Genomic DNA, 25,745 nt, shown 5'->3' with positions numbered 1-25,745 from the left:
CGCTGTAAGAGCGGAACCAATGGCGGCCATCACCCAAATAACGGATATACACCCACAACCAAGCGTAAATACCAAACCCACAACGTCAAAGTTTGTAATCAGTATCCGTACGCTCCAATTGCCGAATCAACGCATTCCAGTGCCGCGCCACCCCCGGCCCATCCCCGCTCTTGAACACTTCTGCCTGCTTCTCCACCTTGGCCACCACCTCCGCCGGCGGAAAGATCAACTCGGCATTCCCCCCCGCCTGCGCCGCAATCTGGATATTGCACGCCCGCTCCAGCCCCTGCAGCTGCTGGAACGCATGCTCCACACTCACCCCCGCCGTCAGCAATCCATGGTTGCGCAAGATCATCACACTCTTGTCCCCCAGGTCCGCCACCAACCGCTCACGCTCATCCAGGTCAAGGGCCACACCTTCATACCCGTGGTACGCAACGCGCCCGGAAAACCCGATGGAATGCTGGGAGATCGGCAACAACCCGTCCTTCTGCGCCGACACCGCAATACCGTCGCGCGTATGCGTATGCAGCACGGCCTGCAAATCGTGGCGAGCCGCATGGATAGCGCTGTGGATCACATAGCCCGCATAGTTGATCCCCAGGCCCGTAGGGTCATCGACAATCGTGCCGTCGATATCCACCTTGACCAGATTCGAAGCGCTGATCTCATCGAACAACAGCCCGTAGGCATTGATCAGGAAATGCTCCTCAGGCCCCGGCACCCGGGCGGAGAAGTGCGTGTAGATGTGGTCGGTCCACTTGTACAAGGCCGCCAGCCGATAGGCCGCCGCAAGTTTAACGCGCACCTCCCACTCTTCCGGGGTAACCCGCTGGCGGACGTTGTTCGAGACACTGGAGATCGAGGTGACGCTGCTCATGGCAAAACTTCCTGGATGGCCTTAAGGACTTCCAGGCAAGCCTAGGGGATGACCAAAAATAATAAAAAGCACATTTTAATCTAAGCTAATTATTATTTTTTTTCATATCACGCCGCATTGCGCACCTTGTGCAACGACGCCGCCACCAGCTTGCCAAACGCGTCCACCGGCCCTTGCAGGTTGCCCAGGAAATGCGGGTAGATCAGCCACAGGTCCATCACCGGCTTGAAGTCCTTCAGTGGCATGGCCGCCAGTTGATCGCGATGGGCACTGCGCTCCAGCAGCGGGCGTGGCACCAGGCCGAGGCCCAGGCCGTCAGCCACCAGGCCCAGTTGCAGCTCGGTGCCGAAGGTCTCCAGGTTGACCCGCAACGCCAGGCCCTGGTCCGACAGGGTGCGTTGCAACCCGGCACGGAAACCGCAGCCATCCGGGTTCAGGATCCAGCCATTCTGGTACACGTCCGCCAGCTTGCAGGGCTTCTTCGGCAGTTGGGCCTTGGCACACACCACCACCAGTTCCATCTTGCCGATGGACTCGCCGACGATGTTGTCCGGGAAGATCTTGCCCGCCGGAAACAGCGCCGCCGCCGCGTCCAGTTCGCCGCGCTCGATCTTGCCCACCAGTTGGCTGCCCCAGCCGGTAGCCACCTGGGCCCGCAGCTCGGGGAATTCACTGCGCAGGTGCTTGAGGGCGTCCAGCAACACCACGTCGCCAATGGTCTGCGGCACCCCCAGGCGCAGCAGGCCGGTGGGCGGCGCGTCGGTGGCCACCAGTTCACGCAGGGCGTCCATTTCCCGAAGGATCGAACGGCACTGTTCATACACCCGCGTACCGATCAAAGTAGGCTTGAGCGGCTTGGTGTTGCGGTCGAACAACTCCACCCCCAGCGCCTGCTCGAAGTTCTGCACGCGACGGGTAATGGCCGGCTGGGTCAGTTGCAGCGACTCGGCGGCATGGCTGATGGACTGGCAACGAATCACTTCGACAAAGGCATCGATATCGTCAATTTTCATTTGGGCCGCACATAGAGAACAGTCATTAAGATGTGTGAAAAGCATAGTTCCATAAACGGTGGCTGGATAGCCCAACCCCCGGATCGATAACGTCTAACGCTATTCAAACCGGTTCTAAATTACTTTCCGCTATAACCTAATCATTAAAAAATAGCATATTAACTATAAACATTATGCTTAGATAAACCCATCACCACGAACCACCCACGATGGAATTGTCATGACCCAGGCCCGACACCCGGAGAGACTCAGAGCATTCATTGGCGCCCTGGCGGAATTGATCGACGGCAACCCTCGCGAAGGCGACCTGCTGCACCGCGGCGGCAAGCTGCTGGCGCAACTGGTCAGCCACGATGACTGGCTGCCGGACGAGTTTGCCCAACCCGACCCCGAGCGTTATCAGCAATTCCTGCTGCACGCCGATTCGCGGCAGCGCTTCAGCATCGTCAGCTTTGTGTGGGGGCCGGGGCAGACCACGCCGATCCATGACCATCGCGTGTGGGGGCTGATCGGCATGCTGCGCGGTTCCGAGTATTCCCAGGGCTTTGCGCGTAACGCCGAGGGCGCACTGGTCGCCGACGGCAAGCGCATCCAGCTGGAACCCGGCCAGGTGGAAGCCGTGTCGCCGAAGATCGGTGACATCCATCAAGTCAGCAATGCCTTCAGTGACCAGGTGTCCATCAGCATTCATGTGTATGGCGCCAACATCGGTGCGGTGCGTCGCGCCGTGTACCAGCCGGACGGCAGCGAGAAACTGTTTATCTCCGGTTATTCCAACGCTTTTCTCCCGAACATCTGGGATTTGTCCAAAGACGCCCTGTCCAAAGAGAGCCCTGCCCCATGACTGTATCGAACCGCAGCTTCGCCCAGATTCGCCAGGCCCTGCTGGACCGTGAAGAAGTCGCCCTTGTGGATGTGCGCGAGGAAGCGCCTTTCGCCGAATCCCACCCGCTGTTCGCCGCGAATATCCCGCTGTCGAAACTGGAACTGGAAGTGTATTCACGCATCCCACGCCGGGATACACAGGTGACGGTCTACGACAATGGCGAAGGCCTGGCACAGATCGCCGCCCAGCGCTTGCAGGCGCTCGGCTATACCGAGGTCAGCCTGCTGGAAGGCGGCCTGAACGGTTGGCGCAGCGCCGGTGGCGAGCTGTTTATCGACGTCAACGTGCCAAGCAAATCCTTTGGCGAGCTGGTGGAAAGCCAGCGCCACACACCGTCGTTGGCGGCTGAAGAAGTGCAGGCATTGCTCGACAGCAACGCCGACGTGGTGGTGCTCGACGCCCGCCGCTTTGATGAATACCAGACCATGAGCATTCCCACCGGCATCAGCGTGCCCGGCGCCGAACTGGTGCTGCGCGCCCGTGAGCTGGCACCGGACCCGGCCACGCGCATTATCGTCAACTGCGCCGGGCGTACCCGCAGCATCATCGGCACCCAGTCGCTGATCAATGCCGGCATCGCCAACCCGGTGTCTGCCCTGCGCAACGGCACCATCGGCTGGACCCTGGCCGGGCAGAAGCTGCAACACGGCCAGGCTCGACGCTTCGCGCCGACCTCGGAAGAACACCGCCAGATCGCCGCCAGGGACGCCCGCCAAGTCGCCGACAAGGCCCGCGTAGGCCGCGCCACCCTCGCCGACCTGCAACGCTGGCAGCAGGAAGCGACGCGCACCACTTACCTGTTCGACGTACGCACCCCGGAAGAATTCGAAGCCGGCCACCTGCCCGGCTCGCGCTCCACACCGGGCGGCCAACTGGTGCAGGAAACCGATCACGTCGCCAGCGTACGCGGCGCCCGGCTGGTACTGGTGGATGACGACGGCGTGCGGGCCAATATGTCTGCGTCCTGGCTCGCACAACTGGGTTGGGAAGTGCATGTGCTGGATGACCTGCAACCTGCGCACTTCAGCGAACCGGGGGCCTGGGTTGCCCCCGTCCCGGCGCCGCAACAGGCCGAACTCATCAGCCCGCACACCCTCGCCGAATGGCAGGTTCATGGCGACACCGCAGTACTGGATTTCACCGCCAGCGCCAACTACGTCAAGCGCCACATTCCCGGTGCCTGGTGGGCGTTGCGCGGGCAGTTGCCCGAAGCCTTGCGCAAGGTGCCTGCTGCCGAACGCTACGTGTTGACCTGTGGCAGCAGCCAGCTGGCGCGCCTCGCGGTAGCGCAAGTCGAAGCGCTGACCGGCAAGCCCGTGTTCCTGCTGCAGGACGGCACTGCCAGCTGGATCGCCGCGCAACTGCCGCTGGAGGAAGGCGAGACCCGCCTGGCTTCACCGCGCATCGACCGCTACCGCCGCCCGTACGAAGGCACCGACAATCCGAAGGAAGCCATGCAGGCCTACCTCGACTGGGAGTTCGGCCTGGTGGACCAGCTGGCCCGCGACGGCACCCACGGGTTTTATGTGATCTGAACACCCCCAGGAGCGAGCCCGCTCGCTCCTCTTCCCACTACCAGCCGACCCCTTCTCCAGGCGGAGGCGACTGAACGCAAGACCTAGCCTGGAGCCCGCCTGATGCGCTTTACCCTTGCCCTTTTACTGGCCGCCCTCACCCTGGGTGCGACTTGCCAGGCCGCCGACCTGCAGCCCCTGCGAGTGGCCAACCAGAAATCCACCATCAAGGCGCTGCTGGAAGTCGCCGGCGAAACCCGGGATGTGCCCTACGAAATCCAGTGGTCCGAGTTCCCCGCCGCCGCACCGCTGGGCGAAGCCCTCAACGCCGGGGCCGTGGACATAGGCGCGCTGGGGGACGCGCCCTACGTGTTCGCCCTCGGTGCCGGAGCACCGCTGAAGGTGGTGAGCATCATCCACGCCGAAGGCCGCAACACCACCGCGCTGATTGTTCCGAAAGATTCTCCGATCCACGATCTTGCCGACCTCAAGGGCAAGCGCATCGTCACCACCCGCGGCTCCATCGGGCACTTCCTGGCGATCAAGGCGCTGCGCAGCGCCGGCCTTTCCACCCACGACGTGCAGTTCATCTTCCTGCTGCCCAGCGAGTCACGGCTGGTGCTGGATAACGGCACCGCCGATGCCTGGTCGACTTGGGACCCCTACACCACCGTGGTCACCAGCCAGAGCCAGGCAAGGGTCCTTGCCAGCGGCAACAACCTGCTGAGCAATCACCTGTACCTCGCCGCCACCAGCAAGGCGATTGCCGACAAGCGCGTGCAGCTGGACGACTTCGTGGCCCGGGTCGACCGCGCCTACCGCTGGAGCAACGATCACCCGCAGGCGTTCGCCGCCGCCATGGCCAAAATCACCGGCTTGCCGCTGGAGGTGCACGTAGCCGTGGCCAACGCCACCCATATGCAACCGGTGGCGATTGACGACTCGGTGATCAGCGGCCTGCAAACCACCGCCGACATCTATCAGGACGAAGGCCTGCTGACCAAACACATCGACGTCTCCCAAGGCTTCGACAAAAGCTTCAACGCCAAACGTGCCCCGCTTACCCAGGCTTCCCGCTAAAAGGAGAGAGAACATGAGCAAACGCCAACTGAAACTCGGTGCCATGGTGCACGGCGTCGGTCACGGCTGGGGCGAATGGCGCCACCCGCAGGCGCAGCCCAATGCCAGCGTCAACTTCGGGTTCTACAAGCACCAGACGCAACTGGCCGAAGGCGCGAAGTTCGACTTCGTGTTCATCGCCGACAGCCTGCATATCCATGAAAAATCCAGCCCGCACTACCTCAACCGTTTTGAGCCGCTGACCATTCTTTCGGCCCTGGCGGCCCTGACCTCGAACATCGGCCTGGTGGCGACCGTCACCGTGAGCTACACCGAACCGTTCCAGGTGGCACGCCAGTTCGCCTCCCTGGACCACATCAGCGGCGGCCGCGCCGGCTGGAACGTGGTGACTTCGTGGCTCAGCGGCACCGCCGACAACTTCGGCAAGGCCGAGCACCCGCCCCACGCCGTGCGCTACCGCATCGCCAGGGAGCACGTAAATGTGGTCAAGGGCCTGTGGGATTCCTGGGAAGACGATGCCTTTGCGTACAACAAGCAAAGCGGCGAATTTTTCACCCCTGGCAAGCTGCATGCACTGGAACACAAAGGCGAGTTTTTCTCGGTCAAGGGCCCGCTGAATATCGCCCGCTCGCGCCAGGGCCAGCCGGTGATTTTCCAGGCGGGCACTTCCGAGGACGGGCGCAATTTTGCCGCCGAAAACAGCGACGCGATTTTTGTCCATGCCGAGACCTTCGACGAAGCCAAAGCCTACGCCCAGGACTTGAAGAAACGCGCGCGCAGTTTTGGCCGTGATGCTGATCAGTTGTCGATCCTGCCGGGCATCCGGCCGATTGTTGGCCGCGACGAAGCCGAGGTGGAAAGCCGCTATCAGCAAGCTGTGGAGCTGGTGACCGTCGAGGACGCAATCGTCGCCCTGGGCCGCCCGTTCAACGACCACGATTTCAGCAAGTACCCGCTGGACGAACCCTTCCCGGAACTCGGCGACCTGGGCTCCAACAGCCAGAAAGGCGGCTCCGACCGCATCAAGCAACTGGCCCGCGATGAACGCCTGACCCTGCGGGAAGTGGCCCTGCGGTTCTCCCGGCCCAAGCGCGATTTTGTCGGCACCCCGGAGCAGGTCGCCGACGCGATCCAGACCTGGTTCGAAGCCGGCGCGGCCGACGGCTTCATCATCAATTCACTGCTGCCGGACGGCTTGCAGTACTTCACCGAGCTGGTAGTGCCGGTGCTGCAACAACGCGGGCTGTTGCGCAGCGAATACAGCGGCGCCACCCTGCGGGAAAACCTTGGCCTGGACGTGCCGGCGAACCGCTACAGCACCCCGTTCGAAACTCAACCAACGCAGATCGCCATCTGACCAGGGCACGACCATGACGAACACGATCAAACACGGACAGTTCAATCGTCGCGGCTTCCTGGGTGCCAGTTCGATTGCCCTTGGCGCGCTGGGCCTCGCCTCGCTGGTGCCCCGGGCTTTCGCTGCACCTGCGAAGCTCTCGGACCTGACCCTGGCCGTCGCCACCTACCGTGGCCAGGACTCGTACTTCACCGACGACGCCGGCACTTCCAACACGCCCTATAAAGTCGACTACGCCGAGTTCGCCGGCGGCAACCTGATCGTCGAAGCGCTGGCCTCCGGCAGCCTGGACATTGGCGGCATGAGCGAGATCCCGCCGATCTTCTCGATCCAGAGCCACCGCGAGCCGAAGCTGATTGCGGTGCTGCAAGGTGACGTGAATAACCAGGTGATCCTGATTCCCAAGGAGTCGAAAATTGAATCCATCGCCCAGTTGAAAGGCAAGCGTGTGGGCTATGTGCGCTCCACCACCTCGCACTACTTCTTGATCAAGGCCTTGAAGGAGCAAGGGCTGACCTTCAACGACATCACCCCCGTGGCACTCACGCCACAGGACGGTTTCAGCGCGTTCCAGAGTGGCCAGCTGGACGCCTGGGTGATCTACGGGGTGTTTATCCAGCTGGCGAAATTCCGCAGCGGCGCCCGGGTATTGAAAACCGCCCTCGGCTACCTCTCCGGCAACTACCTGATCGGCGCCCGCCCCGCTGCCCTGGAAGACCCGCTGCGCAAACAGGCGATCCAGGATTACTTGCAGCGCCAGGCGCGCACGCTGGAATGGATGAACAACAACCCTGAGCCGTGGGCTGAAAAATCGGCGAAGTTGCTCGGTGTGGACAAGGCCGTGTTCCTCGACGTGTACAACAACCGCAGCCAGCCCTACAGCGTGATCGAGGTGAACGACCAGGCCATCGCTTCGCAGCAGGAAGTGGCGGACCTGTTCTTCAATGCCGGGGTATTGAACGAGCGGCTGGATGTCAGCCCGTTGTGGGACCGGCAGTTCAAGTTGCTGCCGATATAACCCGCCTTCGAAAACGCCGAATAACCCATGTGGGAGCGGGCTTGCTCGCGAAAGCGGTGGATCAGCCAACGGATGTGCAACCTGACACACCGCTTTCGCGAGCAAGCCCGCTCCCACATTTTGAACGAGTACACCTATCATGAGCCTTTCTTCTCAACCGTCACTGCGCTCCGTGGAAGTGGCCAATTTCGAAGCCTTGCTGGAACGCCTCAGCGCCCAGCTCGCCGCCACTGCACACATCGTTGATGAAAGCGGCACCTTCCCCCACGACAACTTCAAGCTGCTGCACGAACACGGCCTCGTCGCCCTGACCGTGCCCAAGGCCCTCGGCGGTGGCGGTGCCAACCTGAGCCAGGCGCGCAAGGCCATCAGCGCGATTGCCAAGGGCGAGCCGTCCACCGCGTTGATCCTGGTGATGCAGTACCTGCAACACACGCGCCTGCAAGACAGCAAAACCTGGCCGCCCGCCCTGCGCACCCAGGTCGCCGAAGATGCAGTGCGCAATGGGGCGCTGATCAATGCCCTGCGCGTCGAACCCGACCTCGGCACCCCGGCCCGTGGCGGCCTGCCCGCGACCATCGCCCGGCGTACCGCCGCCGGCTGGCGCATCAGCGGGCGCAAGATCTACTCCACCGGCAGCCATGGCCTGAGCTGGTTCAGCGTGTGGGCCCGCAGCAGCGATGAAGACCCGTTGGTAGGCGCCTGGCTGGTGCCCAGGGACAGCCCCGGCATCAGCATCATCGACACCTGGGACCACCTCGGCATGCGCGCCACCTGCAGCCATGAAGTGGTGTTCGACAACGTGCTGGTGCCGCTGGACCACGCGGTCAGCGTCAGCCCCTGGAGTGCACCGCAGGCGGAACTGGACGGTGACGGGTTCCTGTGGATGTCGGTACTGCTCTCATCGGTGTACGACGCCGTGGCCCAGGCCGCGCGCGACTGGCTGGTGGACTGGCTGGAACAACGCAAGCCGTCCAACCTCGGCGCCGCACTGTCGACCTTGCCGCGCTTTCAGGAGACCGTCGGGCATATCGACACTCTGCTGTTTGCCAACCGCAGCCTGCTGGACGCCGCCGCCGACGGGCACACCCCGGCAGCCCACGCCGCACAGATCAAATACCTGGTGACCGGCAACGCGATCCGTGCCGTCGAATTGGCCATCGAGGCGTCCGGCAATCCCGGCCTGTCCCGACATAGCCCACTGCAGCGGCATTACCGCGACGTGCTGTGCAGCCGCGTGCATACCCCGCAGAACGACGCGGTGCTGCAAGGCGTCGGCAAGGCCGTCTTCGCTCAACGACACAAGGAACGCCCATGAGCCAGGTGATTATCGCCAGCCAGCTGGACGAAGATTTCAATCAAGTCATCCGCCAGCGCCTGGCCCTCACGCACCCCGGTGCCGAGGTGATCAGCGTGCCGGCCGGTGTGCCCAGCGACTTGCCGGCCCAGGCCAATATCCTGCTGGCCCGGCCGATCAATGTGCGCGGCTACACCGCGCCGGACACACCGCCACCGGGTTGGCCGTACGGCGTGCAGTGGATCCAGGTGGTGTCGTCGGGCATCGACTTCTATCCCAGGTGGCTGTTCAACGGGCCGCCGGTGAGCACCTCACGGGGCAGCGCCGCCGAAAACCTCGCCGAGTTCGCCCTCGCGGCAATCTTCGCGGCGGCCAAGCATTTGCCGGATATCTGGGTAAAGGATGCCCAATGGCAGTTCACCCCGTTGCGCCCGCTCAAGGGCACCACCCTGGGGATTCTCGGGTTTGGCGCGATTGGCCGCAGCCTGGCGCAGAAGGCTCATGGGTTGGGGATCAAGGTGGTGGCATTACGCCAAAGTGACACGCCGTTTGACGTGGAGGGTGTGGAAGCGGCGCGGGATATCCATGACCTGTTTGCTCGTTCCGATCACCTGGTACTGGCAGCGCCACTGACCGAGGCCACACGGCATATCGTCGATCGGGAGGCGCTGGCGAATGCCAAGCCAGGGTTGCACCTGATCAATATTGCCCGGGGAGGATTGGTGGATCATGAGGCGCTGCTGGAGGCGCTGGACAGCGGCCATATCGGGCTGGCTTCGCTGGATGTGACCGAGCCCGAGCCATTGCCGGACGGGCATGCGTTGTATGGGCATCCGAGGGTCAGGGTGTCGCCGCATACGTCGGCGATTTCGACCAATAGCCGGCATGATATTGCGGACAGTTTCCTGGGCAATCTGGAAAGGTATCTGAGTGATCGGCCGCTGGAAAACCTCGCTGATACCCAACGCGGTTACTAAACCCAACAGAGATCAAAATGTGGGAGCGGGCTTGCTCGCGAATGCGGTGTTTCAGTCACTATCAATGTTGACTGAGCGACCGCATTCGCGGGCAAGCCCGCTCCCACATTTGTTTTTTGTTCGGCTGAAAAATATCATCAGCCTTACGCATCACATTCAAACCAATACATACCTATTTTTTATAATTAACTTATAACTAATCGGACTTTTACGCCCGGCATTTATACAAATACTGTTACATCCAGTACCGACCCCTGACCAGGTGGAGGCCCAATTTTGCCTAAACCGTCAACCACCTCAGGGGTCCATCATGAGTCCTACCGCCGTACCCAATCGCCTGGCACTGGCCATTTCCCTCGCCCTGTTTGGCCTCGCCGCCCACGCCGACGACACCGCCCTGCCGGTGGTCAATGTCACCGCCGAGCACCGCAGCGAAGACCTGCAAAAAACCCCGCTGGCGATTTCCGCGTTTGATGAAAAGGCCCTGGAAGACAAGCAGATCAACAGCGTGCGCGACCTCTCGGGCCAGGTGCCGAACCTGACACTCAGCCGCCAGTCGATCTCCTACAGCGCGCAGACCTACGGCATTCGCGGTATCGGTGAAACCGACCCGATCCAGGAAGCCGCCGTCGCCGTGTATGCCGATGACCTGTACATCCCGCGTGCGATTTCGTCGATGCTCGACTTCAACGATGTGGAGCGTGTCGAAGTGCTGCGCGGGCCCCAGGGCACCCTGTACGGACGCAACAGCAGCGCCGGCGCGATCCGCGTGATCACCCGCGATCCGACCCAGGAAACCCGTGGTTTTGTAGAGCTGGGCGCCGGCAACTACGATGCGCAGAACGCACGCCTGCTGATCAGCGGCCCGCTGGTGGACAACGCGCTGTTCGGCAGTTTCTCGGCGATCCGCCTGAGCCGCGACGGCACCGTCTCCGACCCCACCCGGGGCAAGGATGTAAACAACGTCGACATCCAGTCCTACCGCGGCAAGCTGCGCTACAAGCCGGTGGATTCGCCGTGGGATGTGCAACTGACCCTGGCCGGTACCTTCGACCGGGGCGACACCACCAGCTACACGCCTTTCGACGCCAACGGGCATTTCGACAAGTTCAAGAGCTACAGCAGCCTCGACCCGAAAAACCGCCTGGACCAGGGCAGCTCGGTACTGCGGGCGATTTACGCGATCAATGACAACCTGAACTTCAAATCGGTGACCGCCTACTCGGCGTTCCACCAACCGGTGGACTACGACAACTCAGGGCAAGCCGCGCTGATCCAGAACAACCTGATTCTGTACAAGCAGAACTATGCGACCCAGGAGTTCCAGCTCAACGGCGACTACGACGATTTCAGCTTCAGCACCGGGGTGTACCTGTACCGCGAGAAGTTCGACGCCGACCGCGACAACCTTACCTATTCCATCGCCCGCAATCGGGTGATCGGCCAGGGCCAATACAGCACCACCAACACCGAAAGCTATGCGCTGTATGGCCAGGGCACCTACAAGCTGACGCAACAACTGTCGCTGATCGCCGGCCTGCGCTTTACCCGCGAGCACAAGAATTTCGACTTCACCAACTACGCGATCAACACCGACCGGCAAATCACCGGAACCAACTTCACCGCCGAGTCGAGCAAATCCTGGCAGTCCACCAGCCCGAAGATCGGCTTCGAATACGCCTGGACCCCGCACCTGAACCAATACGCCTACGTCGCCAAGGGTTTTAAGGCCGGTGGCTACGACAACCGCGCCCCCACCCAGGCCGCCGCCGAACAGGCGTTCTCCCCGGAAGACGTGACCACCTGGGAAACCGGGGTCAAGGGCGACTTCTTCGACCAGCGCCTGCGGGCCAACGTCGCGCTGTTCTACAACGACTACAAAGACCTGCAAACCAACGCCTATGACCCGGCGCTGGGGGTGAGCCTGCGCACCAACGTCGGCCGTGCCCACACCTACGGCGTGGAGCTGGAAACCCTCACCGCCCTGAGCCGCGACCTGCAACTGACCGCCAACGTCGGCTACCTGCAAAGCAAGTACGACGACTTCCAGAACGCCAGCGGTGCCGGGGTGGATGCCAACGGCAAGCAACTGGTGTTCTCGCCACGCTGGAACGCGAGCGTTGGCCTGAACTACACCATCCCGGCCGGGCTGCCGGGCACCTGGCTGGCAGGCACCGATGCGCAGTTCCAGACCAAGTCCTACGCCAACGCATTGAACGACGACATCCAGGAAATCCCGCAACAGACCTTCTGGAACGCCAACACCCGCTACATCAGCGGCGACGGCCACTGGACCACCACCCTGGCGGTGAAAAACCTGCTGGACCGCGCCTACCCGCAGTCGGTGGGCTACGTGCCCTCCAGCGGCGCCCGCTACTACTCGGTCAACGACCCGCGAACCCTGTTGCTGACCGTGCGCTACGACCTCTGACAAACCGCTATCTCAAGGAGCGAATCATGGCTTTTACCCGCAGGGAACTGATTTCCCGTATTGCCGCCGTGGGCGGTTATTCCGCCGCTGTCAGCGCATTGGGCGCGCTGGGGCTGACGCCTCAGGCGGTGGCATCGAGCTTTACCCCGCTGCAATTGGGCAGCACCGGCAAAGGCAAGCAGGTGGCGGTGGTCGGCGCCGGGATCTCCGGGCTGGTCAGCGCCTATGAGCTGCGCAAGGCCGGGTTCAACGTGACGATCCTGGAAGCCCGCGACCGGGTGGGTGGACGCAACTGGACCCTGCGCCGAGGCACCAAGGTCGATTTCGACGACGGCGTCAGCCAGACCGTCGACTTTGATGACGGGCAGTTTTTCAACGCCGGCCCCGCGCGTATTCCCAGCCACCACCAGACGATCCTCGGCTACTGCCGCGAGCTGGGTGTGGAGCTGCAAGTACTGGTCAACAGCAGCCGCAACGCCCTGGCCCGGCCGGATACGCAACAGCCGGCGTTCCAGTTGCGCCAGGCGGTCAACGACACCCGTGGCCAGCTCTCGGAACTGCTGGCCCGCACGGTCAGCCGCAAGGCGTTGGACCAGGACCTGAGCGTGGATGACCGCAAGGCGCTGCTGAGTTTCCTCAAAGTGTACGGCGACCTCAACGGCGACCTGCAATACAAGGGTTCGGTGCGCTCCGGCTACACCCGCGTGCCCGGCGCCGGCGACCAGACCGGCGTGACCCGCGCGCCGCTGGAGCTGCAGACCCTGCTCAATCCCAAGCTGTGGGGCGCGCTGGTGTTCGATGAAATCCCGGAGTTTTCCTCCACCATGTTCCAGCCGGTGGGCGGCATGGACCGCATTCCGTATGCCTTCTACGAGCATCTGAAAGATGCGGTGCGCTTCAACGCCGAAGTCAGCGATATCCAGACCTCGGAGCAAGGCAGCCGGATCACCTACCGCGACCGCATCAGCGGCAAGACCCAGGTGCTGAGTGCCGACTACGCGATTGTCACCGTGCCCTTGCCGCTGCTGGCCAAGCTGCCAACCAACTTCACGGCACCCTTCAAGCAGGCGATCCAGACCGCGCAAAGCGACCAGGCCAACAAGGTGGCCTGGCAGGCGCCGCGCTTCTGGGAAACCGACTTCAACATCTACGGCGGCCTGTCGTACCTCGACCATGAAGTCAAAGGCCTGTGGTACCCCAGCGACCGCCTCAACAGCGCCCAGGGGATTCTGGTGGCGGCCTACAACACCAGTGAATCGGCCCAGGCCTTCAGCCAGAAATCCCTGGCCGAACAGTTCGCCTCCTCACGCCAGGCGGTGGAGCTGTTGCACCCCGGCCACAGCGCCAAGCTGCAAAAACCGGTGGCGATCAACTGGTCGAAAGTCAGCTACAGCAAGGGCCCGTGGATCGTCAACGACGAGGTCGGCGAAAGCGCCTACCGCCTGCTCAACGAGCCCCAGGGCCGCACGTACCTGGCCAGCGACGCCCTCGCCCACGGCGGCGTCGGCATCTGGCAGAACAGCGCCGCCGATTCGGCGCGGCGCATCGTCTCGCTGATCGGCCGGCATGCCGAACGCCAGCAACCGGGCGTCGCCGCCTGACTTTTCTCTCTCAAGGAATGAACCGATGAAGACGCTTTTTGCAGGACTGCTGATGACCGCCACCACCCTTGCCGCCCACGCCGATGAGATCAAGCGCGTGCCGCTGCCGAACTCGAACTTCCCGATCTCATTGGCGGTGTCGGTGCCGCCGCAGACCGAGCTGCTGTTTGTGAGTGGGTTGCTGGCCGACCTGCATGACCCCAAGGCGCCGAAAGACTCGTTTGCCGCCTATGGCGACACGGCCATCCAGACCACGTCGATCCTCAACAAGCTCAAGGGTGTGCTGCAAGGCCAGGGCCTGGATTTGGGAGATGTGGTGCAGCTGCGGATATTCCTGGTGGGCGATCCAGCCAAGGGCGGCAAGCTCGACTTTGCCGGGTTGCAGGAAGGCTATACGCCGTTCTTCGGCAGTGCCGAGCAGCCGAAAAAACCGGCGCGCACCGCGGTGCAAGTCGTCGCGTTGCCATTGCCCGGCGGGCTGGTAGAAATCGAAGCGGTTGCCGCGCGCAAACGCTGACAGGGACATCACTCGAGACCAAGGAGCTCCACTCTCATGCGAAAATTCAACTGGCTGACGGCACCTTTGTGGCGAGGGAGCTTGCTCCCGCTGGGGCGCGTAGCGGCCCTGAAGCCTGACTCCGCAATTTCCTCGGAAGACCGTATTGGGGCTGCTACGCAGCCCAGCGGGAGCAAGCTCCCTCGCCACAGCAAGCTCCCTCGTCACAGCAAGCTTCCTCACCACAGCAAGCTCCCTCACCACAGCAAGCTCGCTCATCGTAAAAGGCTACACCGGTACAATCATCTGAAACTCCTGCCGCTCTCGCTGGCGTGCGGCCTGGCGTCCTTCGGCGTCGAATCTGCCGAAGACCGCTCCCCCACCCTCGACACCGTCGTCGTCACCGGCAACCGTGGCGCCGAACAACGCACCGTCACCACCAGCCCCACGCCGATTGATGTGATCAGCGGCGAACAGCTGCGGGCCGTGGGCAAGCCGAGTTTGCTGGAGGCATTGGGCAAGCTCATCCCCTCGTTCAACCTGCCCGACCGCGCCGGCTGGGATGCCAGCGGCGTGGTGCGTTCGGCCACCTTGCGCGGCCTCACCGCCTCTCACGTACTGGTGCTGGTCAACGGCAAACGCCGCCATACCAGCGCCACCCTGAACATCAACGGCATCAACAGCGGCGCGGCCCCCAGCGACCTCGACCTGATCCCGGTGGCTGCCATCGACCATGTAGAGGTGCTGCGAGACGGTGCAGCGGCGCAATACGGCTCGGATGCGATTTCCGGGGTGATCAACATCATCCTCAAGCAGACCACCGGCGGCAGTTCCGACACCACCCTGGGGCAGAACTACGACGGCAAGCGCGGCACCGGCCAGGAGGCGCTGAACTATGGCTTCCAGGTGGGTGAAGCCGGGGTGCTCAACGTGTCCCTCGACACCCGCTACCAGGAGCGCGACAACAAGGCCGGCAGCAACGGCTACAGCAGCCATTACTACCCGCTGGCGGACGGTTCCCCCGACCCGCGCGAAGCCACCTCCAGCCACCACACCTACAAAGGCTACGGCTCGCCCCGCAGCCAGTTGGGCGATGTGGCGTACAACCTCGACCTGCCGCTGAACGACAACCTGACGCTGTACTCGTTTTCCACCCTGGCCACCCGGGAGAACAACGACGGCCAGAACTTCCGCCTGCCCAACGGCCGCAATACCATCACCACCGGGCCCAATGGATACCCCGATGGCTACAGCCCGTACTGGCTGGTCAACGAGACCGACTTCCAATCGGCCTTCGGTGCCAAGGGCAATGACCTCGGCGGCGGTTGGGGTTGGGACCTGAGCAGCACCTACGGGCGCAACTACGCCAAGCAGCGCACCTACGACAACCAGAACCCGTCCCTGGGCGAAAGCACACCGAACAAGTTCACCTCCGGGATCTACATCGCCGACCAGCTCACCACCAACCTCGACCTGAAAAACACCTACGAGATCGGCCTGGCCAAGCCGCTGGACGTGGCGTTCGGCCTGGAGCACCGGCGCGAAAGCTACGAGACCCGCGCCGGCTCAGAGGCTTCCTATATCGATGGCGGCTACGTGTTCCCGGCAGGCCATCCGCGTGCCGGGCAGCGTCCCGATCCGGGGGCCCAGGTCACCAACGGCATCCGTCCGGAAGACGCGCAGAAGGTCAGCCGCAACAGCGTCGCCAGCTATGTCGACCTCGGGTTCTACCCCACCGAGCAGTGGTACGTCGGCGTGGCCGGACGCTACGAGCATTACAACGAAGGCGTCGGCGGTACCCGCAGCGGCAAGCTCAGCACGCGGTATGCGTTCAACCCGGTGTTCGCCCTGCGCGGCACCGTGAGCAACGGCTTTCGCGCACCGTCCCTGGCCAACGAGATCTTCACCGCACGCTCCACCGGGTTCGACACCATCAATGGCGTGTACCAGTCGTATAACTACGTGATCCTGCCGGTGGATTCCGCCGGCGCTCAGGCATTGGGTGCCAAGTCACTGAAGCCGGAGCGCTCGACCAACTTCAGCCTCGGTTTCGCCGTGACCCCAAGCGATGACTTGAGCCTCACGGTGGACGGCTACGTGATCAACCTGCGGGACCGCCTGGTGCTCAGCGAACGCTTCCAGGGCCCGGGCATTGCCTCCCTGTTGGACAGCATCGGCGTACCGGCCACGGCGGGCGCGCAGTACTTCACCAACGGCGCCAACACCCGCACCTCCGGGGTGGACGTGGTGGGCAACTACCGGCAGAACCTCGACCGCTACGGCTCGGTGAAATGGACGGCGGCGCTGAACTACAACCACACGCAGATCCTCAGCGTCAACGACACCCCGGCGCAGCTCGCCGCCCTGGGCAACTTCCAGTTGATGGGTCGCCAGTCACGGGCACTGATCACCAAGACCTCACCCAGCAGCAAGATGATCTTCTCCGCCGACTGGGCGATCCACGACTTCGACGTCAACCTGCGCCTGACTCGCTACGGCACCTACACCGAGGTCAACAGCTCCAGCGACGCGAGCCTGGACCGCACGTATTCGGCCAAGTGGATCACTGACCTCGACGTGGCCTACGCGATCAGCAAACAGCTGACGGTGGCCGTAGGTGCGCAGAACCTGTTCGACAAATACCCGGATCACATCGGCGTGAAGAACTCGTCGTTCGGCGATAACTGGGGCAGCTATTCGCCGTTCGGGTTTACCGGCGGGTATTACTACAGCCGGGTGCAGTACGCGTTCTGATTCAACAACCGCCAGCCAGGCGTTCACGCAGGAACTCGATCAACGCCTGCACCGGGCGCGAGCTCTGGCGGTGCTGGGGGTAAACGGCGGAAAGGGTCAGGGGTTCGGGCGCGCAGTCTTCCAGCAGCGTCACCAGGCGGCCGTCCTGCAAGGCTTGGGCAACGATAAAATTGGGTAGGTAGGTGATGCCCAACCCGGCCACGGCGGCATCCCGCAGCAACTCACCGTTGTTGACCCGCATGCGCCCGCTGACGTTGCGGGTGTGGGGTTTGCCATCGACCTTGAAGTGCCATTGCACCTGGCGACCATGGCCGTAAGGCAGGCATGCGTGATCGGCCAGGTCATCGGGCCTCTGCGGCGTGCCGTGGCGGGCCAGGTAGTCGGGACTGGCGCAATAGACGCGCTGCACACTGGCGATGCGTCGGGCGATCAGGGTCGAATCCTCGAGGGTGCCGATGCGCAGCACCAGGTCGTAGCCCTCGCTGATGAGGTCTACCGGGCGGTCGCTGAGGTCCACTTCCACGGTGACGTGAGGGTGGCGTTGCAGGAACAGCGGCAACAGGCAACCCAGGTGCGCCATGGCAAACGACAACGGCGCGCTCAGGCGAATGGTGCCTCGGGGCTCGGTGTTTTGCCCGGCGATGCCCTGCTCCACTTGCTCGACTTCACTGAGCAGGCGCAGGGCGGATTCGTAGTAACTCTGGCCCAGCGGCGTGACGTCCAGGCGGCGGGTGGAGCGGTTGAGCAGGCGTACGCCGAGGCGCTCTTCCAGCTGGATCAGGCGGCGGCTGACAAATTGCTTGGACAGGCCAAGATGCTCGGCGGCAGCGGTGAAACTGCCGGATTCCATGACCTGGCAAAACAGGCGCATGTCTTCGAAGGGGTTCATTGTCGCTTCTCGGTGGACGCTGGGCTGTTTTATAGCCGGTCAGTCGCCACATCACAAATCAAAATGTGGGAGCGGGCTTGCTCGCGAAGGCGGTGGGTCAGTCGGTACATGTATTGACTGGCACACCGCCTTCGCGAGCAAGCCCGCTCCCACATTGGATTACCTGCATATCAGAGAGCGGTTTATTTGGCCGTCAGCGCCGAGTAGCTGTTCATCAAATTGCGATAGTTGGGAATACGCGGCGACAGCAGATTCGCCAAGCCTTCCATGTCGTTGCGCCAGTCCACCTGCAGCTCGCAGGCCACCGAGAACCAGTTCACCAGCTGTGCACCGGCCGCCGTCATGCGTGCCCACGCCGCCTGTTGCACGGTCTCATTGAAGGTGCCCGAAGCATCGGTGACCACGAACACTTCAAAGCCTTCAGCCAGGGCCGACAACGTCGGGAAGGTCACGCAGACATCGGTCACCACACCGGCAATGATCAGTTGCTTGCGGCCGGTGGCTTTCACTGCCTTGACGAAATCTTCGTTGTCCCATGCGTTGATCTGGCCAGGGCGCGGGATGTACGGCGCGTCCGGGAACAGTTCTTTCAGCTCCGGCACCATCGGGCCATTGGGGCCGCTTTCGAAACTGGTGGTGAGGATAGTCGGCAGCTTGAAGAACTTGGCCAGGTCCGCCAGGGCCAGCACGTTGTTCTTGAACTCGTTGGGCGAGAAGTCCTGCACCAGGGAAATCAGGCCGGTCTGGTGATCCACCAGCAGGACCACGGCGTCATCTTTGTTCAGGCGTTTGTAAGTCATGGGAATACTCCTTTGAGGTTAGATTCAGAAGGCAAAACACGAGCAGCCAAACGCGCCCCAGAAACCCTGGAAGTCGCTGACCGGCACGTTCGAGAGACGCGCCCGTTCATGGCTATGGGAATGCACGCCACAGGGGCCGCTGCATTGGTGCACCTGGGCTTGCAGCGCTGACGCCGGGCGCCAGTGGCCCGGGACCTTGACCACCGGCGACCAGTCCGGCAGCACCGGCACGCTGGGTGGTGCGAAATCTTCAAAGTCGCCGGCGCCGTACACCACCTTGCCGCCGACCACGGTGAGTACCGATTCGATCCACTTGATGGCCTCCTCATCGACACTGAAGAAGTCCGCCGACAGTGCCGCCACGTCCGCCAGTTGGCCGACCTTGATCTGGCCCTTCTTGCCCTGCTCGGAGGAGAACCAGGCGCTGCCGTGGGTGAACAGTTCCAGGGCCGTCAGCCGGGGCAGCCCCTCGGCGTGCAGTTCCAGCCCGCCGACGGTGCGGCCGCTGACCATCCAGTACAGCGAGGTCCAGGGGTTGTAGCTCGACACCCGGGTGGCGTCGGTGCCAGCGCCCACCGGCACGCCTTCGGCGAGCATGCGTTTGATCGGCGGCGTGGCCTCGGCGGCCTTGGCGCCGTAGCGCTCCACAAAGTACTCACCCTGGAACGCCATGCGGTCCTGGATCGCGATGCCGCCGCCCAGCGCCCGCACGCGCTCGATGTTCTGCGGGGTGATGGTTTCGGCGTGGTCGAAGAACCATGGCAAGCCGTTGAACGGGATGTCGCGGTTGACCTTCTCGAACACGTCGAGCATCCGCGAGATCGACTCGTTGTAGGTGGCGTGCAGGCGGAACGGCCAGCGCTGTTCCACCAGGTGGCGCACCACCGGCTCCAGTTCCTGCTCCATGGTCAGCGGCAAGTCTGGGCGTGGTTCGAGGAAGTCTTCGAAGTCGGCCGCCGAGAACACCAGCATTTCGCCGGCGCCGTTGTGGCGCAGGTAGTCGTCGCCCTGATGCAGGGTCACGCTGCCGGTCCAGTTCTTGAAGTCGCTGAGTTCTTCCTTGGGCTTCTGGGTGAACAGGTTGTAGGCGATGCGCACGGTCAGTTGCTGGTCCTTAGCCAACTGTTCGATCACGGCGTAATCGTCGGGATAGTTCTGGAAACCACCGCCGGCGTCGATGGCGCTGGTCAGCCCCAGGCGGTTGAGTTCGCGCATGAACTGGCGGGTGGAATTCACCTGGTATTCCAGGGGCAGTTTCGGGCCCTTGGCAAGGGTCGCGTAGAGAATCATCGCGTTGGGCCGCGCCACCAGCATGCCGGTGGGGTTGCCGTTGTGGTCGCGCACGATCTCGCCGCCGGGCGGGTTCGGCGTGTCTTTGGTGTAGCCGGCCACCCGCAGGGCCGCGCGGTTGAGCAAGGCACGGTCATACAGGTGCAACACGAACACCGGCGTATCGGGGGCGGCCTGGTTGAGCTCGTCGAGGGTGGGCATGCGTTTTTCGGCGAACTGGAATTCGTTCCAGCCGCCCACCACCCTCACCCACTGCGGCGTGGGCGTGCGGTCAGCCTGATCCTTGAGCATGCGCAGGGCATCGGCCAGTGACGGCACGCCTTCCCAGCGCAGTTCGAGGTTGTAGTTCAGGCCGCCACGGATCAGGTGCAGGTGCGAGTCGTTGAGGCCAGGGATGACGGTGCGACCCTTGAGGTCGATGACCTGGGTACCACTGCCGCGCAGGGCCATGGCTTCACCGTCGGTGCCCACCGCGACGAAGCGTCCCTGGTGGATCGCTACTGCCGTGGCGCGGGGATTTTCACGGTCCACGGTGTGGAACTGGCCATTGAACAGAATCAGGTCGGCGTTCATAGGGTTTCCTTTACAGAGGCTTCAAGCCAGGGCGCGAACAGGCGGGTGGCCGCCGGCATCAGCAGGTATACCACCAGTACAACGATGGTCAGGGTGACCAGGAAGGTGGCGACGATGTAGTTGGACAGGAACGGGTGCAGCCGCAGTACCGGGCCCCAGATGATCGGCACCAGCAACGTCAGCGGCAGGATCACCAGCAGCGTGACCACTGCCTGTTTCCAGCGCGGCGGCTTGGCGGCAGCATCGGCCAGGGGCGAGAACCAGAACTCGTTGACCGCGCCGACTTCGGTCTGGTCGCCGTCGGCCAGCATCGGTGCGGCTTGGTTGATCAGCTCCAGGCGCTGCGGCGAATCGAGCCAGCGCTCCAGGTCTTCGGTGGAACGGTAACGCAGCACGCAGGTGAACAGCGCAAGGCCGCCCTGCTTGCTGCGCACCACGTCAACGCCGAGGTGGCCGGGACGCTCACCGGCAATACGCACGATGCGTCGCAGCCAGGCTTCGTAGTCGGCTTCAAGCCCGGGTTTTATGCGGTGCTTGACCACCAGGGTCACGACCTCGTCCGGCCCGCCTTGTGCTGTTGAGTCCATCGTGCCCTTCCCCTGGATGCTTGAACGTTCGCGCTAGTGTGCGACGGCCCGATCCAGAAAAATTGCATGCATGTGCTCAGTTCAACAGATGCTTGCAGCGGTCTACACTGGGGATTCATTCACCGGTAAGGTGTGTGAAAACAAGCGCCCATCGACCACGGATAGCGATCATGGCTCAACCAGCAGCTGCAACCGGAACCCTGTGTTCAGAGCGGGAACAGAGGGTCAAGCAATTGATCCTCGCCAATCTTGCTGGCCCCCTGGAGGTGACGGAACTGGCTCGCGCCTGTGAGCTGTCCCGCAGCCATTTCTCCAGGGCCTTCAAGCGCACCACCGGTGTATCGCCCCAGGAATGGATTCGCCAGCAACGCATCAAGCAGGCCAAGGTGCTGATCACCGGCTCCGCCCTGAGCCTGACGCAGATCAGCCAGGAATGCGGGTTCTGCGACCAGGCGCACTTCTGTCACCTGTTCAGCCGCAGCGAAGGCGTGAACCCAATGGCCTGGCGCAAACTTCAGCTGCACTACCGCCATCATCTGCGGACGGCACAGCTGGCGATCGTCAATCTAAAAGAGACAGTCATTCCGATTTCAGCTTCTTAATCAACCTATCGTTAACCAGTAATCTTCTCCTCACACCGAAGCCCTGCATCTCGCAGCCAGGCTTCCCTTGAGGAGAACACCCCATGCTGACCCTTCGCAAAGCCTCGGAACGCGGCGCCGCCAATCACGGTTGGTTGAAGTCGTTCCACACCTTCTCGTTCGCCAACTACTGGAATCCCAAAGAACAGGGTTTTTCCGACCTGCTGGTGATCAACGATGACCGGGTTGCCGCCGGCAAGGGCTTCGGCCAACACCCGCACCGCGACATGGAGATTTTCTCCTATGTGCTCGAAGGCGCCCTGGAACACAAGGACACCCTGGGCACCGGTTCGGTGATTCGCCCCGGCGACGTGCAACTGATGAGCGCCGGCAGCGGCGTGGCCCACAGCGAGTTCAACCACAGCCACACCCAGGGCGTGCACTTCCTGCAAATCTGGATCGTGCCGGATGTGGCGGGCGCCGAACCGCGCTATCAGCAGGAGCACTTCACCGAGGCGCAAAAACGCGGCCGGTTGCAGTTGATCATCTCGCCGGAAGGCACCGACGGCTCCCTCGGCGTGCGCCAGGACGCGCGGGTGTATGCCGGGCTGTTCAACGGCTTTGAAACCGCCAGCCTGCCGCTGGCCCCGGAACGCTACGCCTACATCCATGTGGCGCGGGGCAGCGTTGAAGTCAATGGCCAGCGCTTGCACGAAGGCGACGGCGCCCGAGTGCGCGATGAGCGGGAGATTCACCTGAGCCATGGGGAGGACGCCGAGGTGCTGGTGTTCGACCTGCGCCCTCGGGAACTGCCAGAAATGCCGTGATGAGCGACGCGATGGCCCGGGAAAACGGGCCATCGCTGGCGTCGATAGTCACCATCAGCCCAATGAAGTTCTCTTAAAAAATCTGCCGCGTAACATCGCATCCATACCAACCAACGACTTTCCCGGAGCACACCCTCATGAAACGCCAACTCTTGCTTAGCCTCGCTTTCTCGGTACTTGCTGTAAGCGCCTTTACCCAACCTGCCCTCGCTGAAGGCGGCGCGGATCGCCTGATGGACAGCCGCGTGGCTGAGGGTGGGTCTGACCGTATGCTGGAACGCCGCGTTGCTGAAGGCGGGTCTGATCGCCTGCTGGAACGTCGTGTTGCTGAAGGTGGTGCTGATCGCCTTCAAGAAAACCGTGTAGCTGAAGGTGGCGCTGAGCGTCTTCAAGAAAACCGCGTAGCCGAAGGTGGTGCTGATCGTCTTCAAGAAAACCGTGTAGCTGAAGGTGGCGCTGACCGCCTGATGGAAAACCGCGCGTAACCCCTGTCGTTCGCGGTTCACCCCCAGCCGGCCTGATCAGCCGGCTTTTTTTCGCCTGCTGTTAACTGATCCTCACAAGCGCCACGACCCCTGTGGCGAGGGAGCTTGCTCCCGCTGGGCTGCGCAGCAGCCCCAATGAACTCACCGCGTTTCTCCAGGAAGACCCCATTGGCAGGTGTTGGGGCCGCTTCGCAGCCCAGCGGGAGCAAGCTCCCTCGCCACACAAGCTCTCTGGCCATTAGTGAAGTTCACGGTCCAGCCACATCACCGCCTTGCCAATCTGCTGCCGTGCCTCAATCCTCGCGTGCACCTGCTGCACCTCTTCCAGCGCGTAATGCCCTTCGATATCCACCGTCAGCGAACCTTCGAGCATCGCCGCGAACACCGCATTGGCACGCCGTTGCACCGTAGGCCCGTCGGCCATGTGGTCGTTGAGCCGTGGGCGAGTCAGGAACAGTGAACCGGCCTCCCCCAACTCCATCGGATCGAGGTCAGTGATCGAACCGGAGACGTTGCCGTAATTGACGATCAGCCCCCGCGTACGACAGGCCTTGAAGCTTTCACGCAAGGTGGCCTTACCCACCGAATCGAACACCACGTCCACACCCCGCCCCTGCGTTACCTGCAAGACTCGATCGGCAAACCCGTCGTATGGCCAGGCGTGATCAGCACCGCGCTGAAGGGCAATCGCACATTTTTCAGTGCTGCTGCCGGTGGTGAATACCGTGGCACCGAGTCGCCGGGCCATTTGCACCAGCAACTGGCCGATGCTGCCGGACGCGGCATGGATCAGGCAGCTGTTGCCCGCCTGCAACCGCGCAACATCTTCAATCAGGTAGTGAGCCGTGCAGCCCTGGAACATCGCCGCAGCCGCCTGATCGAAGCTGATCGCATTGGGAATTTGCGCCACCCGCGCGGCGGGTACGCTGGCGTATTCGGCGAACGCGCCCCATGAAATGCACCAGGCCACTCGATCACCCGGCGCCAGATGGCTCACGCCCTCGCCTACCGCCACCACCACACCGGCCCCTTCCATACCCAGAGTGCACGGCAGCCGTACCGGGTAGGTCACCGACTTGGCGTACTTGCCCTGGCGGGTGTGAACATCCATGAAATTGATCCCGGCACAGGCCACCTTGACCAGTACATGGCCGGCGGTCACTTGGGGTTTGGGCACATCAAGGCGCAGTTGAACAACTTCCGGGCCGCCGTAGGTTTCAAGGGTAAGGGCTTTCATCGCGAGACAACTCCGTTTGCAGTGGGAATGCGCCATGGTAAAAGGCGCTACTCTGTACGAGAATTCCCCAATACCTCCCACCCTCCGTGCGAAAATAACCCGATGTTCGACTGGCAGGATCTGTATTTCTTCACCGTGCTGGCGCGCACCCAATCACTGTCGGCTGCCGCCCGCGAACTGCAGGTGGAACACGCCACTGTTGGCCGGCGCGTCAATGCCCTGGAAAAAGCCCTCGGCGTCAAACTGGTGGATCGCCTGCCCCGCAGCCGGCCGCTCACCGAGGAAGGCCTGGCATTGGCGAAGCTGGCGGCCGGCATGGGCGAGATGGCCACCGAAGTGATGCGCCTGTCCCGCGTGGCCTCGATCGAAGTGGCCGGCACCGTGCGGGTCAGTTGCCCGCCGTCGATTGCCATCCACTGCATCGCGCCCCATGTCGCACGCTTCAGGGCGCAATATCCCAAGCTGAATATCGTGTTGATGTCCTCGACGACGCTGGCCGCCCTCGACAAAGGCGAAGCCGACATTGCCCTGCGCACGGTGCGTCCCGATGAAGAAGCGCTGGTACGCAGAAAGGTCGGCGCCGTGCGTTTCGGGCTCTATGCCACGCCCGAGCTCAAGCAGTTACCCGCTGAACAGTGGACATTCATTGCCTATGACGCCACCCGCGACCACCTGCCCCAACAGGCGTGGATGCATCAGGTGCGCGGCAACCGCACGATTGCCTTCGCCGCCAGCGACCTGATCACCCAGCAAATGGCCGCCCGGTCCCAGGTGGGTGCGGTGGTGTTGCCCACGTTGGTGGGAGATCACGACGCGGCATTGGTGCGCCTGGCAACGACCACCGAAGGCCCGGTTCGCGATATCTGGCTGACGGTGTATCCGGATATGCGCCGCTCGCCTTCGGTGAAGGTGGTGATGGAGTTTCTGGTGAGCTGCATTGAAGGCGAGCCGCAGTTGCGGCGGTGAAACCGATTACTGCGCGGCGTACTGTTCGTCGCTGACCTGCTCCATCCAGTCCACCACCTTGCCGTCGAGCATTTCGTTGATCGCGATATGGGTCATGGCGGTGTTCGCCGTGGCGCCATGCCAATCCTTGACACCGGGTGCAATCCATACCGTGTCGCCGGGGCGAATGGCCCGCACGGGCTGGCCCGCATTTGCATTGTTGGTTG

22 protein-coding genes and 1 pseudogene are annotated in these 25,745 nt (G+C 62.8%); 15 read left to right on the top strand and 8 right to left on the bottom strand.

Features of this window, described 5'->3' with window-relative positions; genetic code table 11:
- Nucleotides 1-85 precede the first annotated feature (85 nt).
- Nucleotides 86-880, bottom strand: a complete 795-nt coding sequence (locus HX839_RS20465) for a class II aldolase/adducin family protein (RefSeq protein WP_003211295.1) — start codon at nt 878-880, stop codon at nt 86-88.
- A gap of 107 nt (nt 881-987) precedes the next feature.
- A complete protein-coding gene (locus tag HX839_RS20460; RefSeq protein ID WP_008434597.1) occupies nt 988-1,893 on the bottom strand; it encodes a LysR family transcriptional regulator in 906 nt (301 codons plus the stop codon).
- A 220-nt stretch (nt 1,894-2,113) separates the two neighbouring features.
- Between HX839_RS20460 and HX839_RS20455 the strand changes: the two genes are divergently transcribed.
- The 11 genes from HX839_RS20455 to HX839_RS20405 all read left to right on the top strand — a co-directional run bounded on the left by HX839_RS20455 (nt 2,114) and on the right by HX839_RS20405 (nt 17,304).
- Nucleotides 2,114-2,737 (top strand): cysteine dioxygenase, encoded by a 624-nt coding sequence (locus tag HX839_RS20455; RefSeq protein WP_087694851.1) that lies wholly within the window; start codon nt 2,114-2,116, stop codon nt 2,735-2,737.
- Complete coding sequence (locus tag HX839_RS20450) at nt 2,734-4,314, top strand: rhodanese-related sulfurtransferase (protein WP_177067616.1); 1,581 nt, start codon at nt 2,734-2,736, stop codon at nt 4,312-4,314. The genes HX839_RS20455 and HX839_RS20450 overlap by 4 nt, the downstream gene beginning before the upstream one ends.
- 102 nt (nt 4,315-4,416) lie before the next feature.
- Entirely contained in the window at nt 4,417-5,373 is a 957-nt protein-coding gene (locus HX839_RS20445; protein WP_003211301.1) for an ABC transporter substrate-binding protein, read from the top strand.
- A 13-nt stretch (nt 5,374-5,386) separates the two neighbouring features.
- Nucleotides 5,387-6,730, top strand: a complete 1,344-nt coding sequence (locus HX839_RS20440) for an LLM class flavin-dependent oxidoreductase (protein ID WP_008434605.1) — start codon at nt 5,387-5,389, stop codon at nt 6,728-6,730.
- 13 nt (nt 6,731-6,743) lie between these two features.
- Nucleotides 6,744-7,748: an ABC transporter substrate-binding protein gene (locus HX839_RS20435; RefSeq protein WP_003211303.1), complete on the top strand. Its 1,005-nt coding sequence runs from the start codon at nt 6,744-6,746 to the stop codon at nt 7,746-7,748.
- 139 nt (nt 7,749-7,887) lie between these two features.
- The gene (locus HX839_RS20430; protein ID WP_003211304.1) at nt 7,888-9,066 is read left to right on the top strand and encodes an acyl-CoA dehydrogenase family protein; all 1,179 of its coding nucleotides are present in this window, start codon (nt 7,888-7,890) and stop codon (nt 9,064-9,066) included.
- Nucleotides 9,063-10,022, top strand: coding sequence for a D-isomer specific 2-hydroxyacid dehydrogenase family protein (locus HX839_RS20425; protein WP_087694855.1), 960 nt, complete (start codon nt 9,063-9,065; stop codon nt 10,020-10,022). The genes HX839_RS20430 and HX839_RS20425 overlap by 4 nt, the downstream gene beginning before the upstream one ends.
- 310 nt (nt 10,023-10,332) lie before the next feature.
- Entirely contained in the window at nt 10,333-12,453 is a 2,121-nt protein-coding gene (locus HX839_RS20420; RefSeq protein ID WP_177067615.1) for a TonB-dependent receptor, read from the top strand.
- Nucleotides 12,454-12,479: 26 nt separating this feature from the next.
- Nucleotides 12,480-14,054: an FAD-dependent oxidoreductase gene (locus HX839_RS20415; protein WP_177067614.1), complete on the top strand. Its 1,575-nt coding sequence runs from the start codon at nt 12,480-12,482 to the stop codon at nt 14,052-14,054.
- Between the two features lie 25 nt (nt 14,055-14,079).
- Entirely contained in the window at nt 14,080-14,571 is a 492-nt protein-coding gene (locus tag HX839_RS20410; protein ID WP_003211308.1) for a RidA family protein, read from the top strand.
- Nucleotides 14,572-14,607: 36 nt separating this feature from the next.
- Nucleotides 14,608-17,304: a TonB-dependent siderophore receptor gene (locus HX839_RS20405; protein ID WP_256344732.1), complete on the top strand. Its 2,697-nt coding sequence runs from the start codon at nt 14,608-14,610 to the stop codon at nt 17,302-17,304.
- 1 nt (nt 17,305) lies between these two features.
- On the opposite strand, the gene HX839_RS20400 is transcribed toward HX839_RS20405, so the two are convergent.
- From HX839_RS20400 to HX839_RS20385, 4 genes are all read right to left on the bottom strand, one after another.
- The gene (locus HX839_RS20400; RefSeq protein WP_177067613.1) at nt 17,306-18,193 is read right to left on the bottom strand and encodes a LysR family transcriptional regulator; all 888 of its coding nucleotides are present in this window, start codon (nt 18,191-18,193) and stop codon (nt 17,306-17,308) included.
- A 182-nt stretch (nt 18,194-18,375) separates the two neighbouring features.
- Nucleotides 18,376-18,999, bottom strand: a complete 624-nt coding sequence (gene ycaC / locus HX839_RS20395; RefSeq protein ID WP_161635723.1) for an isochorismate family cysteine hydrolase YcaC — start codon at nt 18,997-18,999, stop codon at nt 18,376-18,378.
- 18 nt (nt 19,000-19,017) lie between these two features.
- The gene (locus HX839_RS20390) at nt 19,018-20,856 is read right to left on the bottom strand and encodes an amidohydrolase (protein ID WP_177067612.1); all 1,839 of its coding nucleotides are present in this window, start codon (nt 20,854-20,856) and stop codon (nt 19,018-19,020) included.
- On the bottom strand, nt 20,853-21,443 hold the full coding sequence (locus HX839_RS20385) for an antibiotic biosynthesis monooxygenase (protein WP_003207311.1): 591 nt from the start codon (nt 21,441-21,443) through the stop codon (nt 20,853-20,855). The genes HX839_RS20390 and HX839_RS20385 overlap by 4 nt, the downstream gene beginning before the upstream one ends.
- A 170-nt stretch (nt 21,444-21,613) precedes the next feature.
- Between HX839_RS20385 and HX839_RS20380 the strand changes: the two genes are divergently transcribed.
- The 3 genes from HX839_RS20380 to HX839_RS20370 all read left to right on the top strand — a co-directional run bounded on the left by HX839_RS20380 (nt 21,614) and on the right by HX839_RS20370 (nt 23,336).
- Nucleotides 21,614-22,045, top strand: a complete 432-nt coding sequence (locus HX839_RS20380; protein WP_177067611.1) for an AraC family transcriptional regulator — start codon at nt 21,614-21,616, stop codon at nt 22,043-22,045.
- Between the two features lie 83 nt (nt 22,046-22,128).
- Nucleotides 22,129-22,851, top strand: coding sequence for a pirin family protein (locus HX839_RS20375; protein ID WP_008434624.1), 723 nt, complete (start codon nt 22,129-22,131; stop codon nt 22,849-22,851).
- A gap of 137 nt (nt 22,852-22,988) precedes the next feature.
- On the top strand, nt 22,989-23,336 hold the full coding sequence (locus HX839_RS20370) for a hypothetical protein (protein ID WP_177067610.1): 348 nt from the start codon (nt 22,989-22,991) through the stop codon (nt 23,334-23,336).
- 238 nt (nt 23,337-23,574) lie between these two features.
- On the opposite strand, the gene HX839_RS20365 is transcribed toward HX839_RS20370, so the two are convergent.
- On the bottom strand, nt 23,575-24,573 hold the full coding sequence (locus HX839_RS20365) for a quinone oxidoreductase (protein ID WP_177067609.1): 999 nt from the start codon (nt 24,571-24,573) through the stop codon (nt 23,575-23,577).
- A gap of 102 nt (nt 24,574-24,675) precedes the next feature.
- Here HX839_RS20365 and HX839_RS20360 point away from each other — a divergent pair, with 102 nt between their 5' ends.
- Nucleotides 24,676-25,539, top strand: coding sequence for a LysR family transcriptional regulator (locus HX839_RS20360; RefSeq protein ID WP_177067608.1), 864 nt, complete (start codon nt 24,676-24,678; stop codon nt 25,537-25,539).
- 6 nt (nt 25,540-25,545) lie between these two features.
- On the opposite strand, the pseudogene HX839_RS20355 reads toward HX839_RS20360, so the two are convergent.
- Nucleotides 25,546-25,725, bottom strand: a pseudogene (locus HX839_RS20355) (cupin domain-containing protein); the annotation flags it as partial.
- Nucleotides 25,726-25,745: the final 20 nt, after the last annotated feature.

The organism is Pseudomonas sp. I8001 (assembly GCF_013385345.1).
Taxonomy (GTDB): domain Bacteria; phylum Pseudomonadota; class Gammaproteobacteria; order Pseudomonadales; family Pseudomonadaceae; genus Aquipseudomonas.
The sequence above is the reverse complement of the archived record's forward strand: the minus strand, read 5'-3'. Positions and strand labels throughout refer to the sequence as shown.